General features: G+C 44.4%; 26 protein-coding genes and 1 riboswitch. Of the genes, 9 read left to right on the top strand and 17 right to left on the bottom strand.

Annotation, left to right across the window (positions count from 1 at the left end):
- Positions 1-8 precede the first annotated feature (8 nt).
- Positions 9-92, bottom strand: a complete 84-nt coding sequence (kdpF, locus tag ACH6C1_RS01005; protein ID WP_141234116.1) for a K(+)-transporting ATPase subunit F — start codon at positions 90-92, stop codon at positions 9-11.
- A gap of 226 nt (positions 93-318) precedes the next feature.
- Positions 319-463: riboswitch (cyclic di-AMP (ydaO/yuaA leader) on the bottom strand.
- A 354-nt stretch (positions 464-817) separates the two neighbouring features.
- Here kdpF and ACH6C1_RS01000 point away from each other — a divergent pair.
- Positions 818-1,150 carry a PadR family transcriptional regulator gene (locus tag ACH6C1_RS01000; RefSeq protein WP_366248226.1) on the top strand — a complete coding sequence of 111 codons (333 nt, stop codon included), beginning with the start codon at positions 818-820 and terminating at the stop codon, positions 1,148-1,150.
- 1 nt (position 1,151) lies between these two features.
- The gene (locus ACH6C1_RS00995; protein WP_374073828.1) at positions 1,152-1,490 is read left to right on the top strand and encodes a DUF1048 domain-containing protein; all 339 of its coding nucleotides are present in this window, start codon (positions 1,152-1,154) and stop codon (positions 1,488-1,490) included.
- Between the two features lie 539 nt (positions 1,491-2,029).
- On the opposite strand, the gene ACH6C1_RS00990 is transcribed toward ACH6C1_RS00995, so the two are convergent.
- Positions 2,030-2,872 carry an SDR family NAD(P)-dependent oxidoreductase gene (locus tag ACH6C1_RS00990; protein ID WP_374073826.1) on the bottom strand — a complete coding sequence of 281 codons (843 nt, stop codon included), beginning with the start codon at positions 2,870-2,872 and terminating at the stop codon, positions 2,030-2,032.
- Between the two features lie 133 nt (positions 2,873-3,005).
- Here ACH6C1_RS00990 and ACH6C1_RS00985 point away from each other — a divergent pair, with 133 nt between their 5' ends.
- Positions 3,006-3,371, top strand: coding sequence for a MerR family transcriptional regulator (locus tag ACH6C1_RS00985; RefSeq protein ID WP_374073824.1), 366 nt, complete (start codon positions 3,006-3,008; stop codon positions 3,369-3,371).
- Between the two features lie 90 nt (positions 3,372-3,461).
- Positions 3,462-4,511 carry a glycoside hydrolase family protein gene (locus tag ACH6C1_RS00980; protein ID WP_374073822.1) on the top strand — a complete coding sequence of 350 codons (1,050 nt, stop codon included), beginning with the start codon at positions 3,462-3,464 and terminating at the stop codon, positions 4,509-4,511.
- 133 nt (positions 4,512-4,644) lie between these two features.
- Here ACH6C1_RS00980 and ACH6C1_RS00975 read toward each other — a convergent pair whose 3' ends face one another.
- Complete coding sequence (locus tag ACH6C1_RS00975) at positions 4,645-4,869, bottom strand: hypothetical protein (RefSeq protein WP_374073820.1); 225 nt, start codon at positions 4,867-4,869, stop codon at positions 4,645-4,647.
- A 56-nt stretch (positions 4,870-4,925) separates the two neighbouring features.
- Entirely contained in the window at positions 4,926-5,585 is a 660-nt protein-coding gene (locus tag ACH6C1_RS00970; RefSeq protein WP_374073818.1) for a bifunctional 4-hydroxy-2-oxoglutarate aldolase/2-dehydro-3-deoxy-phosphogluconate aldolase, read from the bottom strand.
- A 97-nt stretch (positions 5,586-5,682) separates the two neighbouring features.
- Between ACH6C1_RS00970 and ACH6C1_RS00965 the strand changes: the two genes are divergently transcribed.
- Positions 5,683-6,444: an IclR family transcriptional regulator gene (locus tag ACH6C1_RS00965; protein WP_374073816.1), complete on the top strand. Its 762-nt coding sequence runs from the start codon at positions 5,683-5,685 to the stop codon at positions 6,442-6,444.
- A 34-nt stretch (positions 6,445-6,478) separates the two neighbouring features.
- On the opposite strand, the gene ACH6C1_RS00960 is transcribed toward ACH6C1_RS00965, so the two are convergent.
- From ACH6C1_RS00960 to kduI, 4 genes are all read right to left on the bottom strand, one after another.
- Positions 6,479-7,429, bottom strand: a complete 951-nt coding sequence (locus ACH6C1_RS00960) for a sugar kinase (RefSeq protein WP_374073814.1) — start codon at positions 7,427-7,429, stop codon at positions 6,479-6,481.
- Positions 7,430-7,486: 57 nt separating this feature from the next.
- Entirely contained in the window at positions 7,487-8,497 is a 1,011-nt protein-coding gene (gene kdgT, locus ACH6C1_RS00955; RefSeq protein ID WP_095221826.1) for a 2-keto-3-deoxygluconate transporter, read from the bottom strand.
- Positions 8,498-8,711: 214 nt separating this feature from the next.
- Complete coding sequence (gene kduD, locus ACH6C1_RS00950; protein ID WP_374073812.1) at positions 8,712-9,488, bottom strand: 2-dehydro-3-deoxy-D-gluconate 5-dehydrogenase KduD; 777 nt, start codon at positions 9,486-9,488, stop codon at positions 8,712-8,714.
- Positions 9,489-9,500: 12 nt separating this feature from the next.
- Positions 9,501-10,331: a 5-dehydro-4-deoxy-D-glucuronate isomerase gene (gene kduI, locus ACH6C1_RS00945; RefSeq protein ID WP_374073809.1), complete on the bottom strand. Its 831-nt coding sequence runs from the start codon at positions 10,329-10,331 to the stop codon at positions 9,501-9,503.
- Between the two features lie 317 nt (positions 10,332-10,648).
- Here kduI and ACH6C1_RS00940 point away from each other — a divergent pair, with 317 nt between their 5' ends.
- From ACH6C1_RS00940 to ACH6C1_RS00930, 3 genes are all read left to right on the top strand, one after another.
- Positions 10,649-12,313, top strand: coding sequence for a LytS/YhcK type 5TM receptor domain-containing protein (locus tag ACH6C1_RS00940; RefSeq protein ID WP_374073807.1), 1,665 nt, complete (start codon positions 10,649-10,651; stop codon positions 12,311-12,313).
- Positions 12,310-13,047, top strand: coding sequence for a LytR/AlgR family response regulator transcription factor (locus ACH6C1_RS00935; protein ID WP_374073805.1), 738 nt, complete (start codon positions 12,310-12,312; stop codon positions 13,045-13,047). The genes ACH6C1_RS00940 and ACH6C1_RS00935 overlap by 4 nt, the downstream gene beginning before the upstream one ends.
- Before the next feature lie 110 nt (positions 13,048-13,157).
- Positions 13,158-14,387: an L-lactate MFS transporter gene (locus tag ACH6C1_RS00930; protein ID WP_374073803.1), complete on the top strand. Its 1,230-nt coding sequence runs from the start codon at positions 13,158-13,160 to the stop codon at positions 14,385-14,387.
- 35 nt (positions 14,388-14,422) lie between these two features.
- Here ACH6C1_RS00930 and ACH6C1_RS00925 read toward each other — a convergent pair whose 3' ends face one another.
- Positions 14,423-14,974 (bottom strand): GNAT family N-acetyltransferase, encoded by a 552-nt coding sequence (locus ACH6C1_RS00925; protein WP_374073801.1) that lies wholly within the window; start codon positions 14,972-14,974, stop codon positions 14,423-14,425.
- 58 nt (positions 14,975-15,032) lie between these two features.
- Positions 15,033-16,229 (bottom strand): AGE family epimerase/isomerase, encoded by a 1,197-nt coding sequence (locus ACH6C1_RS00920; protein WP_374073798.1) that lies wholly within the window; start codon positions 16,227-16,229, stop codon positions 15,033-15,035.
- A gap of 254 nt (positions 16,230-16,483) precedes the next feature.
- Between ACH6C1_RS00920 and ACH6C1_RS00915 the strand changes: the two genes are divergently transcribed.
- Entirely contained in the window at positions 16,484-17,650 is a 1,167-nt protein-coding gene (locus ACH6C1_RS00915) for a cation:proton antiporter (RefSeq protein WP_374073796.1), read from the top strand.
- Positions 17,651-17,672: 22 nt separating this feature from the next.
- Here ACH6C1_RS00915 and ACH6C1_RS00910 read toward each other — a convergent pair whose 3' ends face one another.
- The 7 genes from ACH6C1_RS00910 to ACH6C1_RS00880 form a co-directional block, all read right to left on the bottom strand.
- Complete coding sequence (locus ACH6C1_RS00910; RefSeq protein ID WP_374073794.1) at positions 17,673-18,005, bottom strand: CHY zinc finger protein; 333 nt, start codon at positions 18,003-18,005, stop codon at positions 17,673-17,675.
- 1 nt (position 18,006) lies between these two features.
- Entirely contained in the window at positions 18,007-18,534 is a 528-nt protein-coding gene (gene lepB, locus ACH6C1_RS00905; protein WP_374073792.1) for a signal peptidase I, read from the bottom strand.
- Positions 18,535-18,646: 112 nt separating this feature from the next.
- A complete protein-coding gene (locus ACH6C1_RS00900; RefSeq protein WP_374073790.1) occupies positions 18,647-19,132 on the bottom strand; it encodes a YbaK/EbsC family protein in 486 nt (161 codons plus the stop codon).
- 75 nt (positions 19,133-19,207) lie between these two features.
- The gene (locus ACH6C1_RS00895; RefSeq protein WP_374073787.1) at positions 19,208-19,786 is read right to left on the bottom strand and encodes an AAA family ATPase; all 579 of its coding nucleotides are present in this window, start codon (positions 19,784-19,786) and stop codon (positions 19,208-19,210) included.
- Positions 19,783-20,136, bottom strand: coding sequence for a VOC family protein (locus tag ACH6C1_RS00890; protein ID WP_374073785.1), 354 nt, complete (start codon positions 20,134-20,136; stop codon positions 19,783-19,785). The genes ACH6C1_RS00895 and ACH6C1_RS00890 overlap by 4 nt, the downstream gene beginning before the upstream one ends.
- 96 nt (positions 20,137-20,232) lie before the next feature.
- Positions 20,233-20,811 (bottom strand): hypothetical protein, encoded by a 579-nt coding sequence (locus tag ACH6C1_RS00885; protein ID WP_374073783.1) that lies wholly within the window; start codon positions 20,809-20,811, stop codon positions 20,233-20,235.
- A 1-nt stretch (position 20,812) separates the two neighbouring features.
- The gene (locus tag ACH6C1_RS00880; RefSeq protein WP_374073781.1) at positions 20,813-21,700 is read right to left on the bottom strand and encodes a helix-turn-helix domain-containing protein; all 888 of its coding nucleotides are present in this window, start codon (positions 21,698-21,700) and stop codon (positions 20,813-20,815) included.
- Between the last annotated feature and the right edge of the window lie 21 nt (positions 21,701-21,721).

Here is a 21,721-nt window from a genome sequence, read left to right as displayed (position 1 = left end):
TTCCTTCGTTAAAATTTTTCCGGATAAAACAAGGCATAGATCAGATAACCGATGATTCCTATACCTAATACAAGCAAGCCAATTTGAACCATTAACGTGTCCCTTCTTTCTCGGCAATCTGAGCAGCAGCTGCCAGTAACACAGCCATGCCTCCGAAAAGCAATAAACTCAATCCAATGTAAAGTAAATCCATGCTGATCCTCCTCGGTTCTTTCATATTTACACCCTAAAAAAGTGCATAAAAAAGAAGCCGCAGAAGAGGGCCCTCTTCTGCGACTTCTGGGCATAACGAAATAAACGTGTGCCTATCACAATTTTTGGCTTCCTCTCGAACGCTTACGAAGTTAGCTGACGGATTCGGGCCAGAGAGTAGCCCTACTCTTTTCAGAGATTCACCCCATGTAACAATTGTTACGGTTGGTTCCCCCGCTTCCTGGATTCAGGAATTAAGCGATTACGAATGCTATGCAATTTTGTTTGGTTACACTTGGAAGATGAACCTTATTCTACGCCCGTTATAAGGGTTAGTAAAACGATGAAAAATTTGAATACGCTCTGTTTTTAATAAGAAAACAGTCAAATAAGCTAAAGAATACGACGATTTTTCATATTCTCTTTTAAAATCGTCATTTATCTAATGATTACGATGTTTCTCGGAAATTAAAATAAATTTATATGATTAAAATCTTGACACAACAAAAGCTACCCTGTAATACTATATACCAGTAGTAAGTAATACCGAATACCAGCAACACAGAATACATTGCTATATGGTGCGAAAAGTAAAAATATAAATAACTCAAACGGAGGGGCAATATTGGAAAACATCACAGAAATGTTGAAAGGGGTGCTTGAGGGTTGTGTGCTTGAAATCATCAGTCGCGGTGAAACTTATGGTTATGAAATTACGCAACAACTGCGAGAGCTAGGCTTTACTGATGTAGTGGAAGGCACAGTTTATACGATCACCATGCGTCTAGAGAAAAACAAATTAGTGGATACAGAGAAAAAACCATCTACTATCGGACCGCCGAGAAAGTTTTACAAGCTCAATACATCAGGTCAAGAGCAACTTGAGCGTTTTTGGGAAAAGTGGGAATTCGTTTCAAGCAAAATTAACGAGCTTAAAACAAATCAAAAGGAGAAATGATATGAGTATTATAAAAAAAATTATCGGTGATTTGGATGACAAGCGAGAATGGAAGGCAATGGAGAAGCGTGCAAGTGCACTTCCAAGCGAATACCGGAATGCTTACAATGCTATCAAAAAATATATGTGGACCTCTAGTGGTCAATCCGACTGGAAGGACATCAGCCGTATCTTCGGAGGCATTCTCGACCTCTTTGAGGACGGTGCAATGGAAGGCAAAAAAGTGACCGATCTCACTGGTGAAGACGTGGCCGATTTCTGTGATGAACTAGTGAGGGACGTGACAACATGGCAAGACAAGTATCGCGCAAAGTTGAACGAAACGATTAAACGTGGCTAACGGAATCTTTGGGAATTTAGGAGACTAGCTGAACTGCTGTTACCTGAAACAAAGCTCAACACCACTCTGTTCCCACTGCACTATGAAACTTCCTGTAGAAATCAGCTAATTATATCCCTTAGTCAAAAAGCCAACAGCGTCATCGACTCTCTGCTCTCTTTTCCAATCGCTGACTTAGTAATAAAGAGGCTGGGAGAAAAGTGTTTTAGCCAGATAAAAAACCGAACTCATGTAAATTTTCCTAAGAGAATTTACATGAGTTCGGTCGTTTTGATTAGTTATCCATCCTATCGTAGGCAGAATACGGAGACTCCTACAGGAACAGCACAAGCTTAAGACCCCGCAGTGGTAAACTTTCCACGTGGAGGCTGAGGCCGTGCTCGTGGAAAGCGGAGTGTTCTGCCGAAGCGGCGCCCAAGAATATCATTCGGTTTAAAGCAATGGGAATTTGTTATATCCCAGCCACCTAGTACCGTGGCAATCATCCGCCGATTGGACACAACTTACCACCAAAAATAAGGGGCCTAATCGGGTCCCTTTTACAAAGAAATAAACTCTCTTTCATAAACGGTTCGTACTTGGAAAAGAACTTGGGAAGCATGCTGTTTAAACTTGTACTCGGTTGGCTGGCCTTTCGAAAAATATAACCCAGCCTCGTCCGGGGATCTTTCTAATCCTGCGAACAATCTCCCTGCTCCTACGCTAGGATGAGGGCCTAAGAAGCGGATGAATGGCTGAATAAGCAGCGGTAAGCCTCCGTTTCGGCCTTTTCGCATTGTGTTGTTATTCCCTGGATCAACACTGATAATCGTAACGCCTTCTTCCTTCAGTTCTGGAGCTAGAGCGTGTGTCCATAGGGTAATGGCTAGCTTCGTTGATGTATATGGGCCGGTAAGCTTCTGAAACTTCTTCGGTCTTGCCAATTCCTCAGGTTCAAATGTTTTCCTGAATCTGAATGCATCTGAACTCGTCTGTATAACCATACCTGGCGAACCTTTTTTCAATAGCTCTAATAGCTCCATTGTGATAATGTATGGGACTACGGTCTGCACTTCGTAATGAAGCTCACGCCCTTGCGGTGAAAATAGCAGCTCCGGAAAACTGCCCCCAGCATTATTGAAAAGCGCATCGAGCTTCGGCTCCTTTTCCTTTATTTGTTCCAAAGCAGACTTGAGCTTCGTGAAATCTGATAAATCAGTGCGATAAATCCTAATTATCCTCTGACGGATCTTCTGCTGCAGCTTAAGTTCTTCTTCCGGGAATCCGGAACGAATTAATGCGACAACCTCCCAATCGTTTTCAATCAGTTTCTTTGTCAGCTCCAAACCTATACCGCTGTTTGCTCCTGTAACAAGTGCTATTTTTTTCTTTCCTTCTGTCATTTCTTTCTCCTCCATTCGTGAATGGCTGTAGTATATAAAATGGAGTTCACTCCAGGTCAATTCGGAATTATTTTCTTGACCTGGAGTGAACTCCAGGTTTTACAATAAAGTTATAAAAGAAGGAGGCGGACGTATGTATACGATTAAACAAGCAAGTGCGCTTTCCGGTTTAAGTATTGATACAATTCGTTTTTATGAGAAAGCTGGATTACTACCTGCAATTAACCGGCTGCCAAATGGACATCGCTCTTTTTTACCGACAGATATTGAACGGATGAAAATTATCATCTGTATGAAAAAAGCAGGGTTTACCTTAGAAGAATTGAAGTCTTACCTTGATATTGCCGAAACAGGCAATATGCATGAACATCCTGATGTAATGGCAAGCATGCTGCAACACAAGGAAAAACTTAAAAATCAAATGGTACAAATACAGACTGTTTTGGACTTTATCGATCAAAAAATATCGGAGGGATCATGGCTTGAGAAGAAAGCATAACCACAGTTAGGCTTCTGTTATGCAAGACTATAATGCTTGGTATGTTTGATGCTTCTTTCGTCTATACTGCTTGCTAGTGAGGTGGTTAGGATGGATACAAGACCAAATCTATTATATTCGATGCTGGATGGCTATAAGCCCATTCGCAATTTGCTAGGATTAGGTGATCCCAGCGTGCAGAAGATAGATGACCAGTGGTGGATGTTTTTTGGCGGACTCCAGCGCAACTTCAAAAACAACCTGTTCAGCGCCAGTCTTCCAAAAGGAGCACCATTGACGACAGCTAATGCCTGGAGGATTTCGACTTATCCAGGAAAGCCCAACAAAGCGAAGCCTTTGCTGCCTCAGCCGAAGGAAGCAGCCTGGGATCGGTACGGACTCCACGAGCCCTGTTATGTTGAAGGAGAAGTGAATGGTGCGCCTGTCAGGCGTATTTACTATACCGGCCGAAGTGCCAGTAATGTTCTTGGAAATGAATCTCCCTATTCGATCGGCTGTCTGGAAATGAGGCATGGAAGATGGTTTCGGCACCCAAAACCAGTAATGGTCGGCACTGTAAGGAATGATAGTGTGCTTGCACCCAAGGTAATTTTTGATGAAGGTAAATGGAAGATGTGGTTTGCGGCTACACCACACGAGCCTGGTAAAGGAGATATCCCAATGCACGAGGTGTATGCCGCCGAAAGTGAAAACGGTCTTGATACTTGGACAAAGCCACGTCTGTTTTTCACTCGGGAGGAAGCATTTACGCATGCGAGACCGAAGCGAATTCATAATATGTACTACTTACTTGTCAGCCGCTGCGGCAATGCCTTCGGAGAAGACACTTATAAACCACAGGATCTCTGGTTACTCAAAAGTAAGACAGCAAGCTTCACAAGAGCTGATTGGTCGGAGGAGCCGAAGCTGCTCATTAAAGCGGACATCGGTGATCCCTGGTACCAGAATGGCATATTCGGGTCCTGTCTTTGTGTTGGTGATGATGGGGAGCTGGTCGTCTTCTTCTCCGCTATCAATAAATCCATTTATTGGCTCAATGAAGCGGGTGACCGGCTTAAAAGAGGAAAGAAACCTCCATTTCCTGCACCATTTTATTTTACGGTCGGTAATATGCGGGTCAACGAAACAATAGCAAAATAAGAAGGAATGCATTTTCTGCATTCCTTCTTATTTCATTTTCCCCTACAAAATCTATCTCCGGTATCAATAGAACCAGGGCTGGCGTAAGGATAATATGCAGTCACATTTCCTGTCGACCTTGTCATATCAATTGCTATGTTTTCCTTTCTCTGCTTGTCAAATTACGAACCAATCCAGGGCTCCTTTTCAAACTTTCCACACCCGCCATACTGCAGATTGAAGCAATAATCACACCTGCATCGAATAGCTTTGCAGTCATATAAAATCCTGTACCTGCAGCAATATCAATCACGACAAATGAGTAAATAGCCGTAGCTTTCACAACAATGATTACGATTTCCCGCTTTTTTGCTGACATGAAGCAAGCCCCCTTCCTCCGTGTTCAGTTTATGAGGGGAGCAGCTTGACCCATGTTCAAATATTCACACGATCTGATTGTGCTTCCTTTACCTTTTGGATATACTGCTGTGCAATAAGTGTGATCTTCTCATAGTCTCCGGTACTGGCAGGAGCAACAAGATTGCCGCCGACCCCAACAGCTGCTGCCCCATTCTTCAGCCAATCACCTACATTCTCCAAGTCTACTCCTCCTGTTGGCATGATATTTGCCTGCGGAAGAGGCGCTTTGATAGCTTTGATAAAACTTGGACCGAAAACACTTCCCGGGAAGAGCTTGATAATATCAGCTCCTGCTTCCATCGCCTGCTTTATCTCCCCGATCGTCATACACCCTGGCAAGTAGGGAATTTGATAAAGATTACATAGCTTGGCAGTTTCAGCATCAAAAGTTGGACTCACTATGAAACTGGCGCCTGCAAGTATGGCTAGACGGGCTGTCGTTCTATCCAGTACCGTGCCTGCCCCTATAATCACATCTGTGTTTTCCGTATATTGAGCAGAAAGCTGTTTAATCACTTGATCAGCGTCCTTGACAGTAAATGTCACTTCGATTGCTGTCAATCCACCCTCTATACAAGCATCGGAAATTTGGATTGCCTGCTCTGGCGAATCGGCACGGACTACAGCAACAATAGCTTGTTCGTTAATCTTAGCTAATACTTCTGCTTTTCTCATTTAACTATCCCTCCATATGTGTACTGAATTTACAAACTCCAACCGTTCCCGTATCATAGAAGTAAGCAATGAATGCAATAGAAACGGAGTAATATCTATGTCTAATGTGCAATCACTCGAACGTGCCTTGACTCTTTTGAATACGCTTTCCGATTATCCCGACGGACTATCGATTGCGAAGCTGACCAGGCTGGTAGACTTATCGAAGAGTACGACGCATCGGCTTCTGGCAACGCTTGTGGATATGAATTATGTTGCTAAGGACCCGGAATCAGACAAGTATAAGGTCGGTTTACAAACACTTTATGTTGCTCGCAGTGTCTTGAATAATAACAACATCGCCAATGTGGCCAAACCTTATTTGAAGCAGCTGTGTGCGGATGTCAATGAGACTGTCCACCTTTGCATCGAGGATAAAGGTGAGATTGTCTACATCGATAAACTCGAAAGCAACCAGACGATACGCATGTATTCGCGTATCGGCAACAGAGCGCCCATGTACTGTACGGCTGTAGGAAAAATACTTTTATCAGGTATGGCGGCAGATCGTACAGAAGAAATAGCTGATTCCACGACTTTCACGCCGCGCACGCCACGTACGATCACGTCGCCGGAAGAGCTGCGCACCGAAGTGGACAAAGTCCGACAACAGGGGTATGCGCTTGACAATATCGAAAATGAAGAAGGCATTCGGTGTATCGCTGCTCCGATTTACAGCCATGAACATCGGATCGTGGCGAGCTTCAGCATCTCAGGACCAAGCAATCGCGTAACGATGGATAGAGTAAACAACGAATTGATAACTAAAATGAAGGCCTGCAGCTTGGAGATATCTCATGCACTAGGCTATTCCGGATAGAGGAGAAGACCTTCCAAGCGGAAGGTCTTCCTTTTTACCCAATCGGCTCTCGTTTCATGAAAAGTGAAAGCTCTTCACGGTTCGGCAAGCCATCATTATCTCCAGGTGACATGACGGCAAGCGCACCGATGGCCGCTCCCCTTGCGATGCTGTCAGGCAGCTCCAGCCCTTCCAGCAATCCACTCACGACACCGACCGCAAAGCCGTCTCCTGCACCAACTGTATCGACCACTTCTTTAACCGGGAATCCTTCTGTATAAAATTGCGTACCATCCATGCGACTTGTAAATGCTCCTTCTGCTCCCAGCTTCAGGACAACAATCGGTACACCAGCCTCATGATAATATGCAGCAATATCGAGCACATTTGTTTTGCCAGTCAGTTGTCTTCCTTCAGCTACACCGGGGAAGATAATATCCGCTTGGCTGGCAAGCTCATTGATAACCTGCGCCATCTCCTGCTTATCAGGCCACAGCCCCGGCCGGAGGTTCGGATCGAATGATACCTGAAGTCCATTTTCCTTGGCTTCCTTCATCATCTGAAAAACCAATTCCCGGCAGCTTTCAGACAAAGCGGGAGGAATGCCTGTCAAATGGAGATGATCATAATCCGCCCATTTGATTTTCTTGATCAGCTTTTTATCCATATGGGATGCTGCGGAGTTCTTCCGTGCCGAAAATACTTCCGGATCTCCGCTTTTCACTTTCTGTTTCCATTGCATTCCTGTCACGAATGCAGGTTCATAGCTGACAAACGTTGTATCTATCTTATTTTTTTGTAAAAATTTATGGATGTTTCGACCGAATGGATCCAAACCCAGCTGCGTGACATACGTCACTTGATGGCCAAGTCGCGCCATTCCGATAGAGAAATTCACTTCTGCTCCTGCAATAAAACGGGAAAAGCGTTCGGCATCATCCAGCAGTCCTTCTTGTTCCGCAACAAACAGTGCCATCGGTTCCCCAATTGTTAAAATCCTGCTCATCTGTCAACGTCTCCTTTATGCAAAGAGAGACATACTGTATATGCCTCTCCGGTGGTTTTATACAGTATTTGAGTTGATACTGTTCGGGTCGATATTTGTGTCGTCTGTATTCTGCTTTTCCTTCTTCTTCATATGCTGTGCCCAAAAAGCTGTCAGAATCGGGACGAGAATCGACGTAACAACAACAGATGCTGCAACAAGTGCAGTAGCTGCTTCTGCAATCGGCATGAATTCCGGAATCATTGTGGCAATGATCATTGGGTTGGCAACTGCCGCACCAGCAGTACTGGATGCTGCGATACCAGCAGTTCCATTTCCGCCTCCGATATATTTATCCGCAATCATGAGCGGTATACCAGTAACGACGATAACAAGCACCCCAAGGATGATACCTGCAAGACCTGTCTCCAAGATGACACCTAAATCAATGGAGTTACCCAGCGCGAAACCGAAGAACGGAATCATAGTTTGTGTTGCTCTGCTGAAGAAGGCACGAAGATCGCCATCCAAGTTACCTAGCAGGAATCCAACTAGAAACGGTAGTACTGCTCCAACGAATACTTGTGGTTCAAACGCTGCAAGACCAGTAGAACCAAGTATGATCATCGTCATGAGCGGGCCGGATTCCAAGGACATAAGGACAAATGCCCCAGCTTCCTCTTTTGATCCGTATTGCTGCATGATCGATGCATACAATCCGCCATTCGTCATATCCATGGCTGCAACGAGTGTCAGAACGGAAAAGCCGGCAAAAAGACCAGTCTGTATGCCGCCTTCAGGCAGGAACTGCGCTGCAATAATAGCTACAACCCATGCAACAGCAATCTTCGTGATAACGAGTGTGCCGGATTTGCGCAAAATAGTACCCGTGGATTTCAGCTGGATGCCTGCTCCCATACAGAAGAACCAAACTGCCAGAATCGGAATAGTGCCTGTCATGAGTCCGCCAGTGAAGGATCCGAAGTACTCCGCCGAACTCGGCGCGAAGGTATTGATGATTGCCCCTAAAAATAACGGTACGAGCATGAGCCCGCCAGGAATTCTCTCCATCGTTTTCATTATTTTCATTTTGCATTCCTTACCTTTCCTTATAGGTAATCGAGCAAAAGAAATTGAGATGTTTGAATCACTTTACGTGATATGCTATTTTTATAGTGATCGCCCAGATCTTTGGAATGAGAGGGTGGCACACACAAAGATTCTCCAGATCTTTGGTCACCTTCCCAGTCCTCTCAATATCTCTTTCCCGTCAAACAACTCCGACGCAATTCTTCCAACCTGCTTATCTTGCGAGCCAGCCTCCGTCAACAGCCAGAACATGGCCATTCATATAGTCAGATGCACGACTTGCCAGGAATACAACTACACCCATCAAATCAGACGGATCTGCCCAGCGGCCGCTCGGAATCCGGGACAAAATCTCTGCGTTACGTTTTTCATCGGCACGGATCGGTGCAGTATTGGCAGTCGCCACATACCCCGGTGCTATCGCATTCGTTTGGATATTATAAGCGCCCAGCTCGTTGGCAAAGGCTTTCGTCAATCCTGCAACAGCATGCTTGCTTGCCGTATAGGACGGTACGAATTTGCCGCCTTGGAACGACAGCATCGATGCGACATTGATGATTTTCCCGCCGCCTTGTTCTGCCATCACCTTAGCCGCTTCCTGCCCTAACAAATAGACAGCATGCAGATTAACGTCCATGACCTTATCCCAGTCTTCTTCCTTGTACTCAAGCAAAGGTGTCCGGATGATTGTACCAGCGTTGTTTACGAGAATATCAACCTTTCCGAAGACCTCCACACAACTCGTCACAACCTGCTTCACTTTTTCTCTATCTGTCAGATCAGCCTGATGAAAATGTGCCCTGCCACCAGCTTCTTCGACCAATGCTTTCGTTTCCTCCCAATCATCCCGGTGTGTCACGACGAAGACATCAGCCCCTGCCTTTGCCAGAGCGACTGCATAGCCCTGACCCAGTCCCTTGCTGCCGCCTGTCACGATTGCAACCTTGCCAGTCAAATCGAAATAACTCATGGAAAAGTCCGTTAAACTCATCTTTATCCCCCTTTAGCGAAGCTCATCCATCGACACTTGATCCATGTCGGTGTACGTCTTATTTTCTCCAGCCATTGCCCAAATGAATGCATAGTTGCTTGTTGCACTTCCGCAATGGATGGACCAAGGCGGAGAAATGACTGCTTGTTCATTTTTCATGACAAGATGACGTGTTTCTTGCGGTTCCCCCATCAAATGGAACATACGTGCATCTTCATCCAAATCGATATACAGGTACGCTTCCATCCGGCGGTTATGAGTATGTGTCGGCATGCTATTCCAGACACTGCCGCTTTCCAGAATCGTGATACCCATCGCGATTTGACAGCTTTGGATACCTTCCAAATGAATAATGCGGCGGATCACGCGTTCATTCGCACTTTCCTTAGCACCCATCGCATCTCCCGGAACATCTTGGAATGACACGTGCTTGGTCGGATAAGTGGTATGTGCAGGTGCAGAAAACAAATAATACTTAGCTGGATCTGTTTCATCATTGCTGGTAAACAGTAATTCCTGATTGCCTTTGCCGATATAAATGCAATCCTTGTTCGCCATTTCGTATGATTCTCCATCAACTGATATTTTTCCATTTCCGCCGATATTGAAAATCCCGACTTCCCGTCGTTCCAGGAAGTAATCCGCTTTGATCTCGTCATAGCCTTCCAAGGCGATTGAGCTGCCAGCTGGCTGAATACCTCCGATGATCGTCCGGTCCTCCATGCTGTATACAAGCTTGATTTCTCCAGGTACAAAAAGTTGCTCAACTAAGTAATGATTGCGTAATTCCTCGGTTGTGAATGTTTTTGCATGGTCTGGGTGCGTCGCGTATCGCAGTTCCATTTCTATCATCTCCTTACTTTTTTTCAGTAGCTCCCGCTTCCGTTGAAACCCCTTACATTTATATTCAGAAGTAAAGACATCAGAATCTGATGTCTTTAATATCATTCCACATTGTGGAACGGTGTTTCATTATATTAATTATAGCGCTTTCATTTTAATAAATCCAGCCTAATTATACAATATGACATATTATTTCCATTCTGTCAGTTTAATCAAATGAATCTATCATTTGACAACCTAATCATTACAGCATCCATTCCCTTCCAGTCTAATTTTCTGATAAACTGGTAGTAATACAGATGAAAGGGATTACAACTATGCATTCAACCTTGGAAATGATCATATCGATATTCGAGCGTGCTGCCTTGCTGCTGATTATCCTTTTTTTCCTGACGAAAATTAAAGGGTTTAAGGAAATACTCCAAAAAGAAAATCACTCGGTCCGGGAACTCAGTGTGCTGACTGTCGTCTTTTGCAGTTTTGCTATATTCGGGACATATTCAGGAATTGAAGTGGAAGGCAGTCTCGTTAATATAAGGACAGTGGCTATCTTTTCTGGCGGTATTTTATTCGGACCATGGGTCGGCATCATTACAGGGGTCGTATCAGGATTGCACCGTTATTTGATCGATATTGATGGTATCACTTCCTTACCTTGCTTGATCACTAGTGTGACTGCAGGTTTTGCCTCCGGTTTTATCAATAAAAAAGTCAAGAAGCATCGTTGGTGGTATGTCGGTATCGGTGCAGGTATTCTGAGCCAGGTATTGACCATGCTGCTGATCATTGCACTCGGGGAGCCAAGGTCTCAAGGTATCTCTATCGTAGAACAAATAGCAGTTCCGATGATGATTGGGGAAATCAGCATCGGTTTACTCATCCTGCTCGTCCATAATATCGAGGGAGAAAAGAAACAAATCGCCGCCGCTCAGGCGAAGCTTGCATTGGATATTGCCAACAAGACACTACCGTATTTCCGGTCCATCACACCCGCTTCCTTGCAGCGTATCTGCCAAATCATCAAAGAAGAGATTGATGCGGATGCTGTGGCTATAACGGATACCAAAACAGTGGTTGCCTATTACGGACTCGGAGCGGAGCGCTATCAGGATACAACGTCGATTGTAAGCGAAATGACGAAGCAGGCAATCAACAGCGGCGAAATTGTCATCCGGAATGAAGTGGATGATCATCATCTGCCGCAGATGCACTGTTTGCTCATCGTTCCTTTCCAGGAAGGCGACGAAGTGACAGGTGCTTTAAAGATATATTATGAAAAGGAAAACCGGATAACAGACTCTTTACAGACGCTTGGAATTGGGTTGGCACAGATCATTTCAAATCTGATGGAGATTTCCCGAATTGAGCAGATAAAAGAAACAGCTAATAAGGCTGAGCTCAAGGCTCTGCAATCAAAGATCAATCCGCATTTCCTCTTTAACTCGCTGAATGCGATCGCATCAACAACGAGACGCGATCCGAACCGGGCTCGTGAGCTGATCCATAATCTATCTGGCTACTTGCGCTATAACCTGGAGCTTCATGATGAAATGATAGCTATAGAAGAGGAACTGAAGCAGGTGCGCGATTATGTGGAAATCGAGAAATCCCGCTTCGGTGACAAGCTCCAGATTGTGTATGAGATTGATCCGGTACAGATAAAGGTTCCTAGTCTGCTGCTTCAGCCTTTGGTAGAGAATGCTATCCATCATGGCGTTCGCAAACGAAAATGGCAAGGTGCGGTCTATCTCTCTGTCAAAGCACGGGAGAATGATATCCGCATCAGTATACGAGACACAGGAGTTGGGATCGACCCAGAGATTATTGAAAAACTATATAAGGATGAAGCAAGTGTGAAAAATATCGGACTAGCCAACGTGCATCAGCGTGTCCGTTTGATCTATGGAAAAGGGCTGACTATCAATCGGCTTGATCCCGGTACGGAGATATATTTTGATATACCAGTGAAGGAAGGGAAATGAACATGCCATTACGGGCAATCATTGCGGAAGATGAATTACCGGCACAAGAGGAGCTGCAGTATTTGATTGAGACTTATAGCTCTATTGAAGTAACAAACTGCTTCGATGATGGATTGGATGTACTGAAATATTTTCAGGATCACACCACAGATGTATTGTTCCTCGATATTAATCTGCCGTCATTAGATGGCATGATGCTGGCGGGGAGCCTGGCTCAGTTCAAGCATAAACCGACCATCGTATTTACAACTGCCTATAAAGAACATGCAGCTAAGGCATTTGAGCTTGAAGCATTCGACTATATATTAAAGCCATACAGCGAGGAACGTGTTGCGGCCATGCTTAAGAAACTAGAATCCCATAAAGCATCGGCAGATACAGAGCGAATAGAATCAGCAGAGACACCAGCGCGGCTGAATGTTTGGAAGGGCGAGAAGATCTATGTAATCAATTTAAAGGAAATTGCCTTCGCCGAGGCCGACGAGAAGCAGACGACTGTGCACACAAAGGATGCGGTATATACTTACCCTGGTTCTATCACTACTTTCGAGCAGCAGCTTCCAACAGATATGTTCTTCCGCTGCCATCGTTCTTATATCGTAAATACAGAAAAAATACATGAGATTCTGCCTTGGTTCCATAATACGTATCTTGTGAAAATGAAAGGACTTAATGAGCAGATTCCAGTCAGCCGCAGTAAAGCAAAAGAGTTCAGACAGATTATGCGCCTTTAAGGACCATTCATTCCTCAAATAGAGCAACTCATGAGAAAACGCTTTCAGATACATCTATTGCGGATATGATAAAACTATCAAAACAACGTAGATGAAATGAGGGACTTCTCATGAAAACAGGAACGAATCGCTGGCTGATTGTACTTGGTACGATCATTACCCAAATTGGTCTAGGTACTATTTATACGTGGAGTTTATTTAACCAGCCATTGGCTGATGCATATGGGTGGAGCACATCTTCTGTAGCTATCACCTTCTCGATTACGAGCTTTGCACTGGCAGTAGCCACTCTTTTCGGCGGAAAGCTGCAGGATAAACTCGGCATCAAGAAACTAGTCATCTTTGCCGGAATCCTGCTCGGTGCCGGGCTGATATTAAGCTCTCTAGCTACATCACTATGGCTCATCTATCTATTAGCAGGCGTTGTTGTCGGCTTTGCCAACGGTATTGCTTATATCACTACACTATCGAACGTCATCAAATGGTTCCCGGAAAAGAAAGGCCTCATATCTGGTATATCAGTAGGGGCATTCGGAACAGGAAGCTTAGTCTTCAAATATATTAACCAAGCATTGCTTTCATCAGCTGGTGTACAAGGTACATTCTTAATCTGGGGAATAGCAGCACTTATCTTAATCAGCGGAGGAGCCTTCTTCCTTAAGGATGCTATCCTTCCACAGGAAACAACTACTGGGGCAGCAACCAAGAACTTCAGTATCAAGGAAATGCTTCATACGAAGCAAGCATATATTCTGTTCATCATCTTCCTGACAGCCTGCATGAGCGGCTTGTATTTAATCGGGATCGTTAAAGATGCCGGCATGGAACTCGCGGGTCTTTCTGCTGCAACAGCAGCGAACGCCGTAGCTGTCGTTGCTATCTGTAATACGACTGGCAGAGTCGTACTAGGTGCCCTGTCCGATAAGGTGGAACGGTTGTACTTGGTTGCTGCAGGACTTCTTGTCACAGCGGGAGCTGTAGCAGTACTAAGCATGGTAGAAGTATCAACAACATTGTTCTTCATCTGTGTGGCGGCAATTGCTTTCTTCTTCGGCGGTAACATTACTGTCTTCCCAACTATCGTCGCAGATTATTTTGGATTGAAAAACCAAAGCAAAAACTATGGTGTCATTTATCAGGGGTTTGGTATCGGGGCTTTAGGAGGCTCATTCATCGCGTCACTGCTTGGCGGATTCCAGCCGACATTCGTAGCTATTGCAGTACTTTGTGTCATTTCATTCTTCCTTGCGGTAACGGTCCGCAGTCCGCAGCAGCCAGCTGCTGCTAAGAAGAATAATGAACGCCGGCATTCACGCCCAGTTCCATCCCAGCAGCATTAAATGATTAACCCAGGAGCAGACATAGCTCCTGGGTTTTAGTTTGTGCGCGGATCAGTTGCCAGTATAGAATATTTATAATGATCCTCGAACTTGCCATCAATACGAAGCAGGTCGCGTTCCAAGCCTTCTCGTTGGAACCCGCATTTCTCCAGTACCGCAACCGACCCTAGATTTCGCGGCATTACCCCGGCTTCAATCCTGTGGAATTTTGCATCTCCGAAAGCAAAATCCAATACTAGCTGTACAGCTTCTGTCATATAGCCTTTTCCATTATGTGCTTCATCCAGCGAATAACCGATCATGCATTTTTCTGCTGTAGTCCGCTCAATAAAGAATAAAGAAGCAGTGCCAATCAAAACATTATCCTGTTTCAGGAATATTCCGAATTCATAGCGTTTATCATCCTGCCAATCCTTCTTTGCCGCTTCAATATTCTTTTTGTATTTCTCCAGTGTATAGTCCGAATCACTGCGTTCTACCGGTGAGATAGACTCAAAAAGTTCTCTGTTGCGCAGGTTCAAATCAAGAAGCTCACTGGCATGCTTTTTCTCTAATGGTTTGATCTGCAATCTTTCACTTTCATACATACAAATCCGCTCCCTTCCTTTTCATTATAACAATAAGAAAGAGGATCTGCGCAAAGCGCTACAGATCCTCTCCACGGTAGGCCGCTATCAGGAAGCTTGCACTAATCGGATGATAATCTGTTTTCGGGGAAGGGCTTTTAACCTCGTCCTCCACTTTATTATCAGCTGTGAGCCATTGATACCAAGCACCATGTACTGGATCAATGAAATGTTCCTGTACATATCGGAACAGCTCCTCATAATGCTCGCTATATACATCATTTCCTGTCTGGCCATGCAGCAATGCTGAGGCCGCAAGCGTTTCTGCTAACACCCAATAAGATTTCCCTTTATCGATCAACTCTTTTTCTGGGTTCATTACAAAGAATATACCGCCTTTTTCTTGATCATGGTAATGATTCCAGCCAGTTTGATAAAGCTCTTCTGCACGTTCAAGCAACCAGCTGTCCTGCTTGTGGATATACAGCCAAGCAAGGAGCTTGCTCCATTCAAATTGGTGACCTCCAACGAATCCATAGGCGCGAAATTCATCTCTTGTCTCGCCGTGATTGAATTGTTCATCCTTCATCCAAGCCTCATCGTAGTTTTCCCATATAAAGCCGTTACTTTGAGCAGCAAGTTTATTAGTTATTTGGTCTGCAATACTTAGAGCCTGATCCAGGTATCTTTGCTGACCCGTTGTTTCATATGCAGTAATTGCTGACTCACATATGTGCATATTGCAATTTTGTCCGCGGTATTCCAAAAAGCTGGACCAATCTCGTGACGCTTCATCCTTATACAGTTTTACGGTTGGTTCATAGAACCTTTCTTCCAGCACTTGATACACATCAGCAAGCAGTTCCTCTGCTCCCTCTATATCTGCTTCCACCGCAGCAACCGCGGCCCGAAAGATAAATGCATGTCCATATGTCAGCTTCTTATCATCTGTCACACTTCCATCCTGCATCGCTGTAAAATAACCGCCATACTCTTTATCCCTTAGTTTCTCCTGAAAAAAGGCTATACCATGCTCTGCTGCCTCTTTGTATTCTGTTTGTCCCGTAAGTTTGAAGCCGACGCTGAAATTATACAAGTGACGCGCCTGACCGACGATATGTTTGGTTGTATCTTCTGTGAGTGTTCCATCCTTATAATAGCCTTCGTTATATCCTCCGTAAGTGCTATCTATTGCTGCAGGATAATAGAATGCAAGTGTCTCTTCAATATGCTGATAGAGTCCTTTTTTTGTATGAAAATCAAATGTGTTTTTCACGTCTGACACTCCTTTACATAGGTTACGTCACCTGTTTTCCCTTTTCTGCCAGCTACAAACAGTTGAAAAATGGTTGTTTTGGTTCAATAACTACTCTATAATGAGTAACTATAAATCAATTACATATGCATTTTCCGGAGGAGCCTGCCACCCCAGGCCCCTCTGTGTCCTTTTAGGCATATCCACAGTGAAAACTGGCGGATATGCCTTTTTTGTGGCCGGAATTGCATAAATACTTTACAAAGGAGTAAGATATGGAATTCATTTTGCACTTAGCTTTAATTTTGTTGTTTACGAAAATTGCTGGTCAGCTAGCCTTAAAAATTGGGCAGCCATCTGTTTTGGGGGAGCTGCTTGCCGGTGTCATTCTTGGTCCTGCCGTACTCGGCTGGATACAGCAAACTTCCTTCATCCATGAATTCTCCGAAATCGGAGTACTTGTCCTCATGTTCATTGCCGGACTGGAAACAGATCTGCAACAGCTGAAAGAAAACTGGAAATCCGCTTTTGCAGTTGCTGTTCTGGGTGTTCTTTTCCCCTTCATCGGTGGTTACAGCCTTGCCCTTGCATTTGGGATGAGTCAGGGACACGCGCTATTTTTGGCTCTACTCTTCTGCGCAACAAGCGTCAGCATTTCTGTCCAGGCATTGAAGGAAATGAACAAGCTGAATTCAAGGGAAGGTACGACAATCCTTGGAGCAGCTGTTGTTGACGATATTCTCGTTGTCGTCTTGCTTGCCGTGCTGATGAGTGTGCTCGGCACAGGGGAATCCGTTAGTCTTGGTGCTTTGATCGGGAAGAAAGTACTCTTCTTCGGGGTTATCATCGTCGCTTGCATTTGGCTGATTCCGCTAGTCATGAAACTGTTTGCCCGTCTCCAAGTAAGTGAAGCAATCGTATCAGGCGGCATCATCCTAGCACTTGTGTTCAGCTACTTTGCTGAGTACATGGGTGTCGCAGGCATTATCGGGGCATTTGCAGCTGGGATTGCCATTTCCCAAACCAAGCATAAAGAAGTCATTGAGCATAAATTAGAGCCAATCGCTTACGGTGTGTTTGTTCCGGTCTTCTTTGTCAGCATAGGCTTGAACATCAGTTTCGAAGGAGTTGGATCACAGCTTCTTTTCATTGTGCTTATCAGCATTATGGCTATTGTGACGAAGCTTCTAGGCGGTGCGCTGGGCGCAAGGCTGACAGGCTTCAATGTAAGATCCTCCTTGGCAGTCGGAACTGGTATGGTTTCAAGAGGCGAAGTTGCCTTGATCATTGCCGGTACTGGCTTAAGCTCCGGTTTACTTGATCCGGAATATTACACAAGTATTATCATAATGGTTATTGTGACAACACTTGTAACGCCGTCCATGCTGAAATTTATCTTCTCCAAAACAGGAGATACCTCACAGCAGCGGTCTGTATCTTAAAACAAACGAAAGAGACTGTCAGTCAACGACAGTCTCTTTCTATTCGCTCAAAATATAGATGATAATGCAGCTGACAACCAGGGTTGAATGCTGCATCACATGCCGGACAATGGTCTGTATCCATATACTGATCGATACGGAGCGTAGCTTTACACACACCGCATAGTATTGCTTTCTCATCGAATTGATCTTTCGGCCAGACTATGGCCTCATGACCGGCAGTTTCTTCATGGCATTGGTGACAAGGGTAAAATTGATTACAGCAAGCAAACTTAATTGCTATGACATCCAATGGAGAGTGATAATGAACGCACCTTGTCTCCGCATCTACTGTCTTTCCATGTACATGACACATATTAATTTCCTATGTGGAAATCAGAAAATGGATAGAAGGTCATCTTCACTTCTCCGATTACTTCTTCCTCTGAAATGAAACCGAACATACGGCTGTCTTTACTATTTGTACGGTTATCACCCATGACAAATACTTTACCTTCAGGTACCTTTTCCTCGCCGGTCAATTCCTTCAGTTTGAAATCACCAGTAACCATATCATCCGGCAAATAAGATTGATCCTGCGCTTCACCATTCACATACAGCACATTATCTATAACCTCAATTGTATCCCCAGGCAGACCGATAACCCGCTTGATATAGTGGGCATCCGCATCGGGTGCGTTGAATACCACAATATCATTTCGCTCTATTTTCGAAACCTTGCTGACAATGACATGATCGCTATCCTGGTATGTCGGAAGCATTGACTCTCCATGCACCGTTGACGGTGTAAACAGGAAATATCGGCAGCCAAAAGCAATAATGACAGCAATCCCGATTGCTCGCAACCAAGAAAATATCTCATTTTTTGTATTATTTTCTGACATAATTCTTTCTCCTAACCTATCTTTTTGTGAAGTATAGGGTACATGCTAAGTTTAGCAGTGTCAGAGATAGAAGCAAAGCGGAACCCCTTGTAAGCAACAGCCATTACTTTCGTTAGCTATTTTCAGCCCAGCCCTTGCAAACATCTACCCATTCTTTTCCCTTGCCGTATTCGGCAAGTTCTTCACAAGTCAGCTCTATTGCCGAGTTACTGCTGCCACAGGCCGGAAAAACCGTAGTAAAACGTTTTAACGAGATGTCCATATAAACAGGCAAATCATTTATCAATCCAAACGGGCAAACCCCTCCGACAGCATGTCCTGTTTGTTCTAACGCTTCATCAGCAGAAAGCATCCGCGCCTTTACCCCGAATAGTTCTTTAAACTTTTTATTATCGATTTTTGCATCACCTGCAGCAACAATCAGCACAGATTCCCCATCTTCCCTGCCTCTGAAAGCTAACGTCTTCGCGATGCGTGCAGGCTCCACTTCGAGTGCAGCAGCAGCTAGATCTACAGTGGCACTAGATAAATCGAGCTCTATGATATCTTTGCTTCGATTGTAATTCGCTAAATAATCTTTTACGTTTTCGATACTCATTTTATGCACCACCTTTTTTGAGGCATTATCGTATATTCATAGTTAGTCGCATATCTTTTAGGACAGCCACAAACTCTATCTCCACCTTGAGGTTAATCGTGGCCAATATGCCTTCCACCAGGAACGGTGATCCTTTTGCAGATGAAGACCTGTTTGTCTGCCGATTGCTTCGACTACCTCGGCTATCGACATATTATCTGTAACCAGCTTATTTTCAAAAATTGGGTTTGAGAGACCTTGTACGCACCGTGGTATCTGCTGAACAGCCCAGGAAATCTGCTTGTTGCCCCGTTTGGCAAGGCGTAAAAGTAAGGTATCCTCAGAAGCAGTTAGTACGAGATGATAGGTTTGGTGTCCTTCCATTCGCAAATTCCCAATGATCTCTTTGTAGTAAGTCGGGTCTGTGATTGTCATTGGAACAATAATGACATCTTCCGTATTTGCAGCTATATAAGCCAGATGCTCATATACGATGGAACGCCAGAGCTCATGCTCCTGGAAATCCAGTTTCTGCATCGATTTCGGTATAAGCTTCCTTATGTAAAAACCTGCTTCTTCAGGGTCATAGATGAATGCATTCGGCAGCCGATGTCGTAAAGCTATCGCAGTTTGTGTCTTTCCAGCACCGAATGCTCCATTAATCCAAATAATCATGTACGCCGTTCACACACCATGACGATATTGCCATCAGGATCCTGGAAATTGAAGAAAGCGACTGCTTCATCTTTCTCTAGTTCCCGGACAATCTTGCCCCCTTGTTCTCTGACCTTTTTATATGCGAGTCCAACATCTGTCGTCTCAAGCATGAAGGCAGGACGGATACCCGATGCATTATTCCGGTTATCATCGATAACAAGTCCTCTTCCATCAGCTGTTTCCATAAACTGCACCGGTCCCGATGTTGGTTGCGGTTGGGGCTTACCTAAAAGATTTGCATACCAATTTGCCGTCTTATTCACATCTTTAACATGCACAAACACACTGCCAATCTGGAAATCTGACACACCGCAACACTTCCCTTTTTTCGAATATTTTACCATAAGGAGTGAGCTGGTAATATAGGCAATAGGTTAGAAGAGAACATAAAAAGGACAAGCATATTAGGTATGCTGCCCTTTTAGACGGTACGTTGCTTGTTCATCTGTGTAATCCAAGTTAGGTATGACTACTGTCAGCACAAAGAACAGCAGGCTTATTCCGATGCTTATTAAGATTGGTAACTCTATCTCCGCTTTCCACAGGTCTACACCCAACTGCAGAAGCATATGATAAAGGATGCTGAAAATAAAAATATAGCAGTATCTTAGAATTCGCCCCTCAATTCTAATCCAAAAGACAGCCAAAGGAAGCAGGAACGCAGCAAGTCCAAGTGATACGCTGGCTAGTTGAACAGATACCTCTAATGACAATTCGTTTGATTGAATATGATACTGCCTTGCTACGTGCAGCAAGCCGGGAAATAAAGCCAGCCATGCTACGCTCAACAAAATACAATTACACAGGAGTCTCATGTAAGCTGCTATTCCTTGTACCGGCCGATGAATAACCTTGCGTGTAAACATTTCTGAAATCACGAGTAACAATGGAATAGGAATCCATATGAAAAGCACCTCATCAGGCACACCTTGCCTCCAATACAAAACGAAAAGCTGAATGATATTTAAAAGTATTTCAAGCATATCAACTCAGTTCCTCCTCAAATGCCAGATTGACTGGCTCATCCTGCAGAGTATATGTCATATCTATATTCGTAGTCGGAACAGACTCATCCACTTCCTCAAAACGAAACCCATCTGCCCAAACCTTTCCTTTTCCGGATAAGATAACTCCAAATGAAATGACGGCACTATTCTCCGGTACATCAAGCACAATGCGATACCGAGTCCAATTTGTCGTTCCCAGGATTGGGCGGTTGCTCATGTTATCGAATTGGACAATATCATCAGATGTATTGTCTACTCGCATCCACATGCTGGCAAAGCTTTGTACATCTTCTGTCTTGATGAAGCAAGTCAGCTGCAGCCTTTTTTTTATATAATTTGCTGCTTTGAATTGCTGCATCATCGTGGCAAATTCCTCCGCTCCCATGACCGTTTTCGATTTCAGATAACCTGATGCTTTCCCTTGATGTACATGTTTATAGTCAATCCCCATTTCATAATTGTGAGGATCGGAACCGCTTAGTATCCACCCTCGTACTTGTTTATCCTCCATTTTTTCCTCCTTCTGATGCAGAGCAGCTCGCATCATACGTCTGTATTTTCCTGGCGGAAGGCCGTAATGCTTTTTGAAAGCCCTGGTAAATGACTCTTGGGATTCAAAGTGAAACATGAACGCGATATCGAGTATTCCTAATTCAGTATGCAGCAGCGCAGCTGACGCTCCAGCCAGCCTCCTTCGGCGGATATAATCTGTGAACGACAATCCAACGGAAGACTGGAATAATCGATGAAAATGGAATTTGGAGAATCCGGCTTCACGCGCAACTCGGTCGGCCGTAAGAGGTTCATGTAAATTGTTTTCGATAAAAGAAATAGCTCTTTGTACAGTCGTTTCATTCCCCTGCACTTGCTCACCTCCTTAGTTACA

This window comes from Terribacillus sp. JSM ZJ617 (genome assembly GCF_044383785.1).
In the GTDB taxonomy this organism is placed as follows: Bacteria; Bacillota; Bacilli; order Bacillales; family Amphibacillaceae; genus Terribacillus.
The sequence above is the reverse complement of the archived record's forward strand: the minus strand, read 5'-3'. Positions and strand labels throughout refer to the sequence as shown.

What these genes read in the sequence shown, in the direction of transcription:
- lepB (WP_374073792.1), bottom strand. Translation starts at nt 18,534, where the DNA reads ATGTCAGAAAATAATACAAAAAATGAGATATTTTCTTGGTTGCGAGCA.
- ACH6C1_RS00910 (WP_374073794.1), bottom strand. Translation starts at nt 18,005, where the DNA reads ATGTGTCATGTACATGGAAAGACAGTAGATGCGGAGACAAGGTGCGTT.
- ACH6C1_RS00925 (WP_374073801.1), bottom strand. Translation starts at nt 14,974, where the DNA reads ATGTATGAAAGTGAAAGATTGCAGATCAAACCATTAGAGAAAAAGCAT.
- kduD (WP_374073812.1), bottom strand. Translation starts at nt 9,488, where the DNA reads ATGAGTTTAACGGACTTTTCCATGAGTTATTTCGATTTGACTGGCAAG.
- ACH6C1_RS00930 (WP_374073803.1), top strand. Translation starts at nt 13,158, where the DNA reads ATGAAAACAGGAACGAATCGCTGGCTGATTGTACTTGGTACGATCATT.
- ACH6C1_RS00960 (WP_374073814.1), bottom strand. Translation starts at nt 7,429, where the DNA reads ATGAGCAGGATTTTAACAATTGGGGAACCGATGGCACTGTTTGTTGCG.
- ACH6C1_RS00940 (WP_374073807.1), top strand. Translation starts at nt 10,649, where the DNA reads ATGCATTCAACCTTGGAAATGATCATATCGATATTCGAGCGTGCTGCC.
- ACH6C1_RS00885 (WP_374073783.1), bottom strand. Translation starts at nt 20,811, where the DNA reads ATGCTTGAAATACTTTTAAATATCATTCAGCTTTTCGTTTTGTATTGG.
- ACH6C1_RS00915 (WP_374073796.1), top strand. Translation starts at nt 16,484, where the DNA reads ATGGAATTCATTTTGCACTTAGCTTTAATTTTGTTGTTTACGAAAATT.
- ACH6C1_RS00970 (WP_374073818.1), bottom strand. Translation starts at nt 5,585, where the DNA reads ATGAGAAAAGCAGAAGTATTAGCTAAGATTAACGAACAAGCTATTGTT.
- ACH6C1_RS00965 (WP_374073816.1), top strand. Translation starts at nt 5,683, where the DNA reads ATGTCTAATGTGCAATCACTCGAACGTGCCTTGACTCTTTTGAATACG.
- ACH6C1_RS00935 (WP_374073805.1), top strand. Translation starts at nt 12,310, where the DNA reads ATGAACATGCCATTACGGGCAATCATTGCGGAAGATGAATTACCGGCA.
- kdpF (WP_141234116.1), bottom strand. Translation starts at nt 92, where the DNA reads ATGGTTCAAATTGGCTTGCTTGTATTAGGTATAGGAATCATCGGTTAT.
- kdgT (WP_095221826.1), bottom strand. Translation starts at nt 8,497, where the DNA reads ATGAAAATAATGAAAACGATGGAGAGAATTCCTGGCGGGCTCATGCTC.
- kduI (WP_374073809.1), bottom strand. Translation starts at nt 10,331, where the DNA reads ATGGAACTGCGATACGCGACGCACCCAGACCATGCAAAAACATTCACA.
- ACH6C1_RS00995 (WP_374073828.1), top strand. Translation starts at nt 1,152, where the DNA reads ATGAGTATTATAAAAAAAATTATCGGTGATTTGGATGACAAGCGAGAA.
- ACH6C1_RS00975 (WP_374073820.1), bottom strand. Translation starts at nt 4,869, where the DNA reads ATGTCAGCAAAAAAGCGGGAAATCGTAATCATTGTTGTGAAAGCTACG.
- ACH6C1_RS00980 (WP_374073822.1), top strand. Translation starts at nt 3,462, where the DNA reads ATGGATACAAGACCAAATCTATTATATTCGATGCTGGATGGCTATAAG.
- ACH6C1_RS00990 (WP_374073826.1), bottom strand. Translation starts at nt 2,872, where the DNA reads ATGACAGAAGGAAAGAAAAAAATAGCACTTGTTACAGGAGCAAACAGC.
- ACH6C1_RS00895 (WP_374073787.1), bottom strand. Translation starts at nt 19,786, where the DNA reads ATGATTATTTGGATTAATGGAGCATTCGGTGCTGGAAAGACACAAACT.
- ACH6C1_RS00985 (WP_374073824.1), top strand. Translation starts at nt 3,006, where the DNA reads ATGTATACGATTAAACAAGCAAGTGCGCTTTCCGGTTTAAGTATTGAT.
- ACH6C1_RS00900 (WP_374073790.1), bottom strand. Translation starts at nt 19,132, where the DNA reads ATGAGTATCGAAAACGTAAAAGATTATTTAGCGAATTACAATCGAAGC.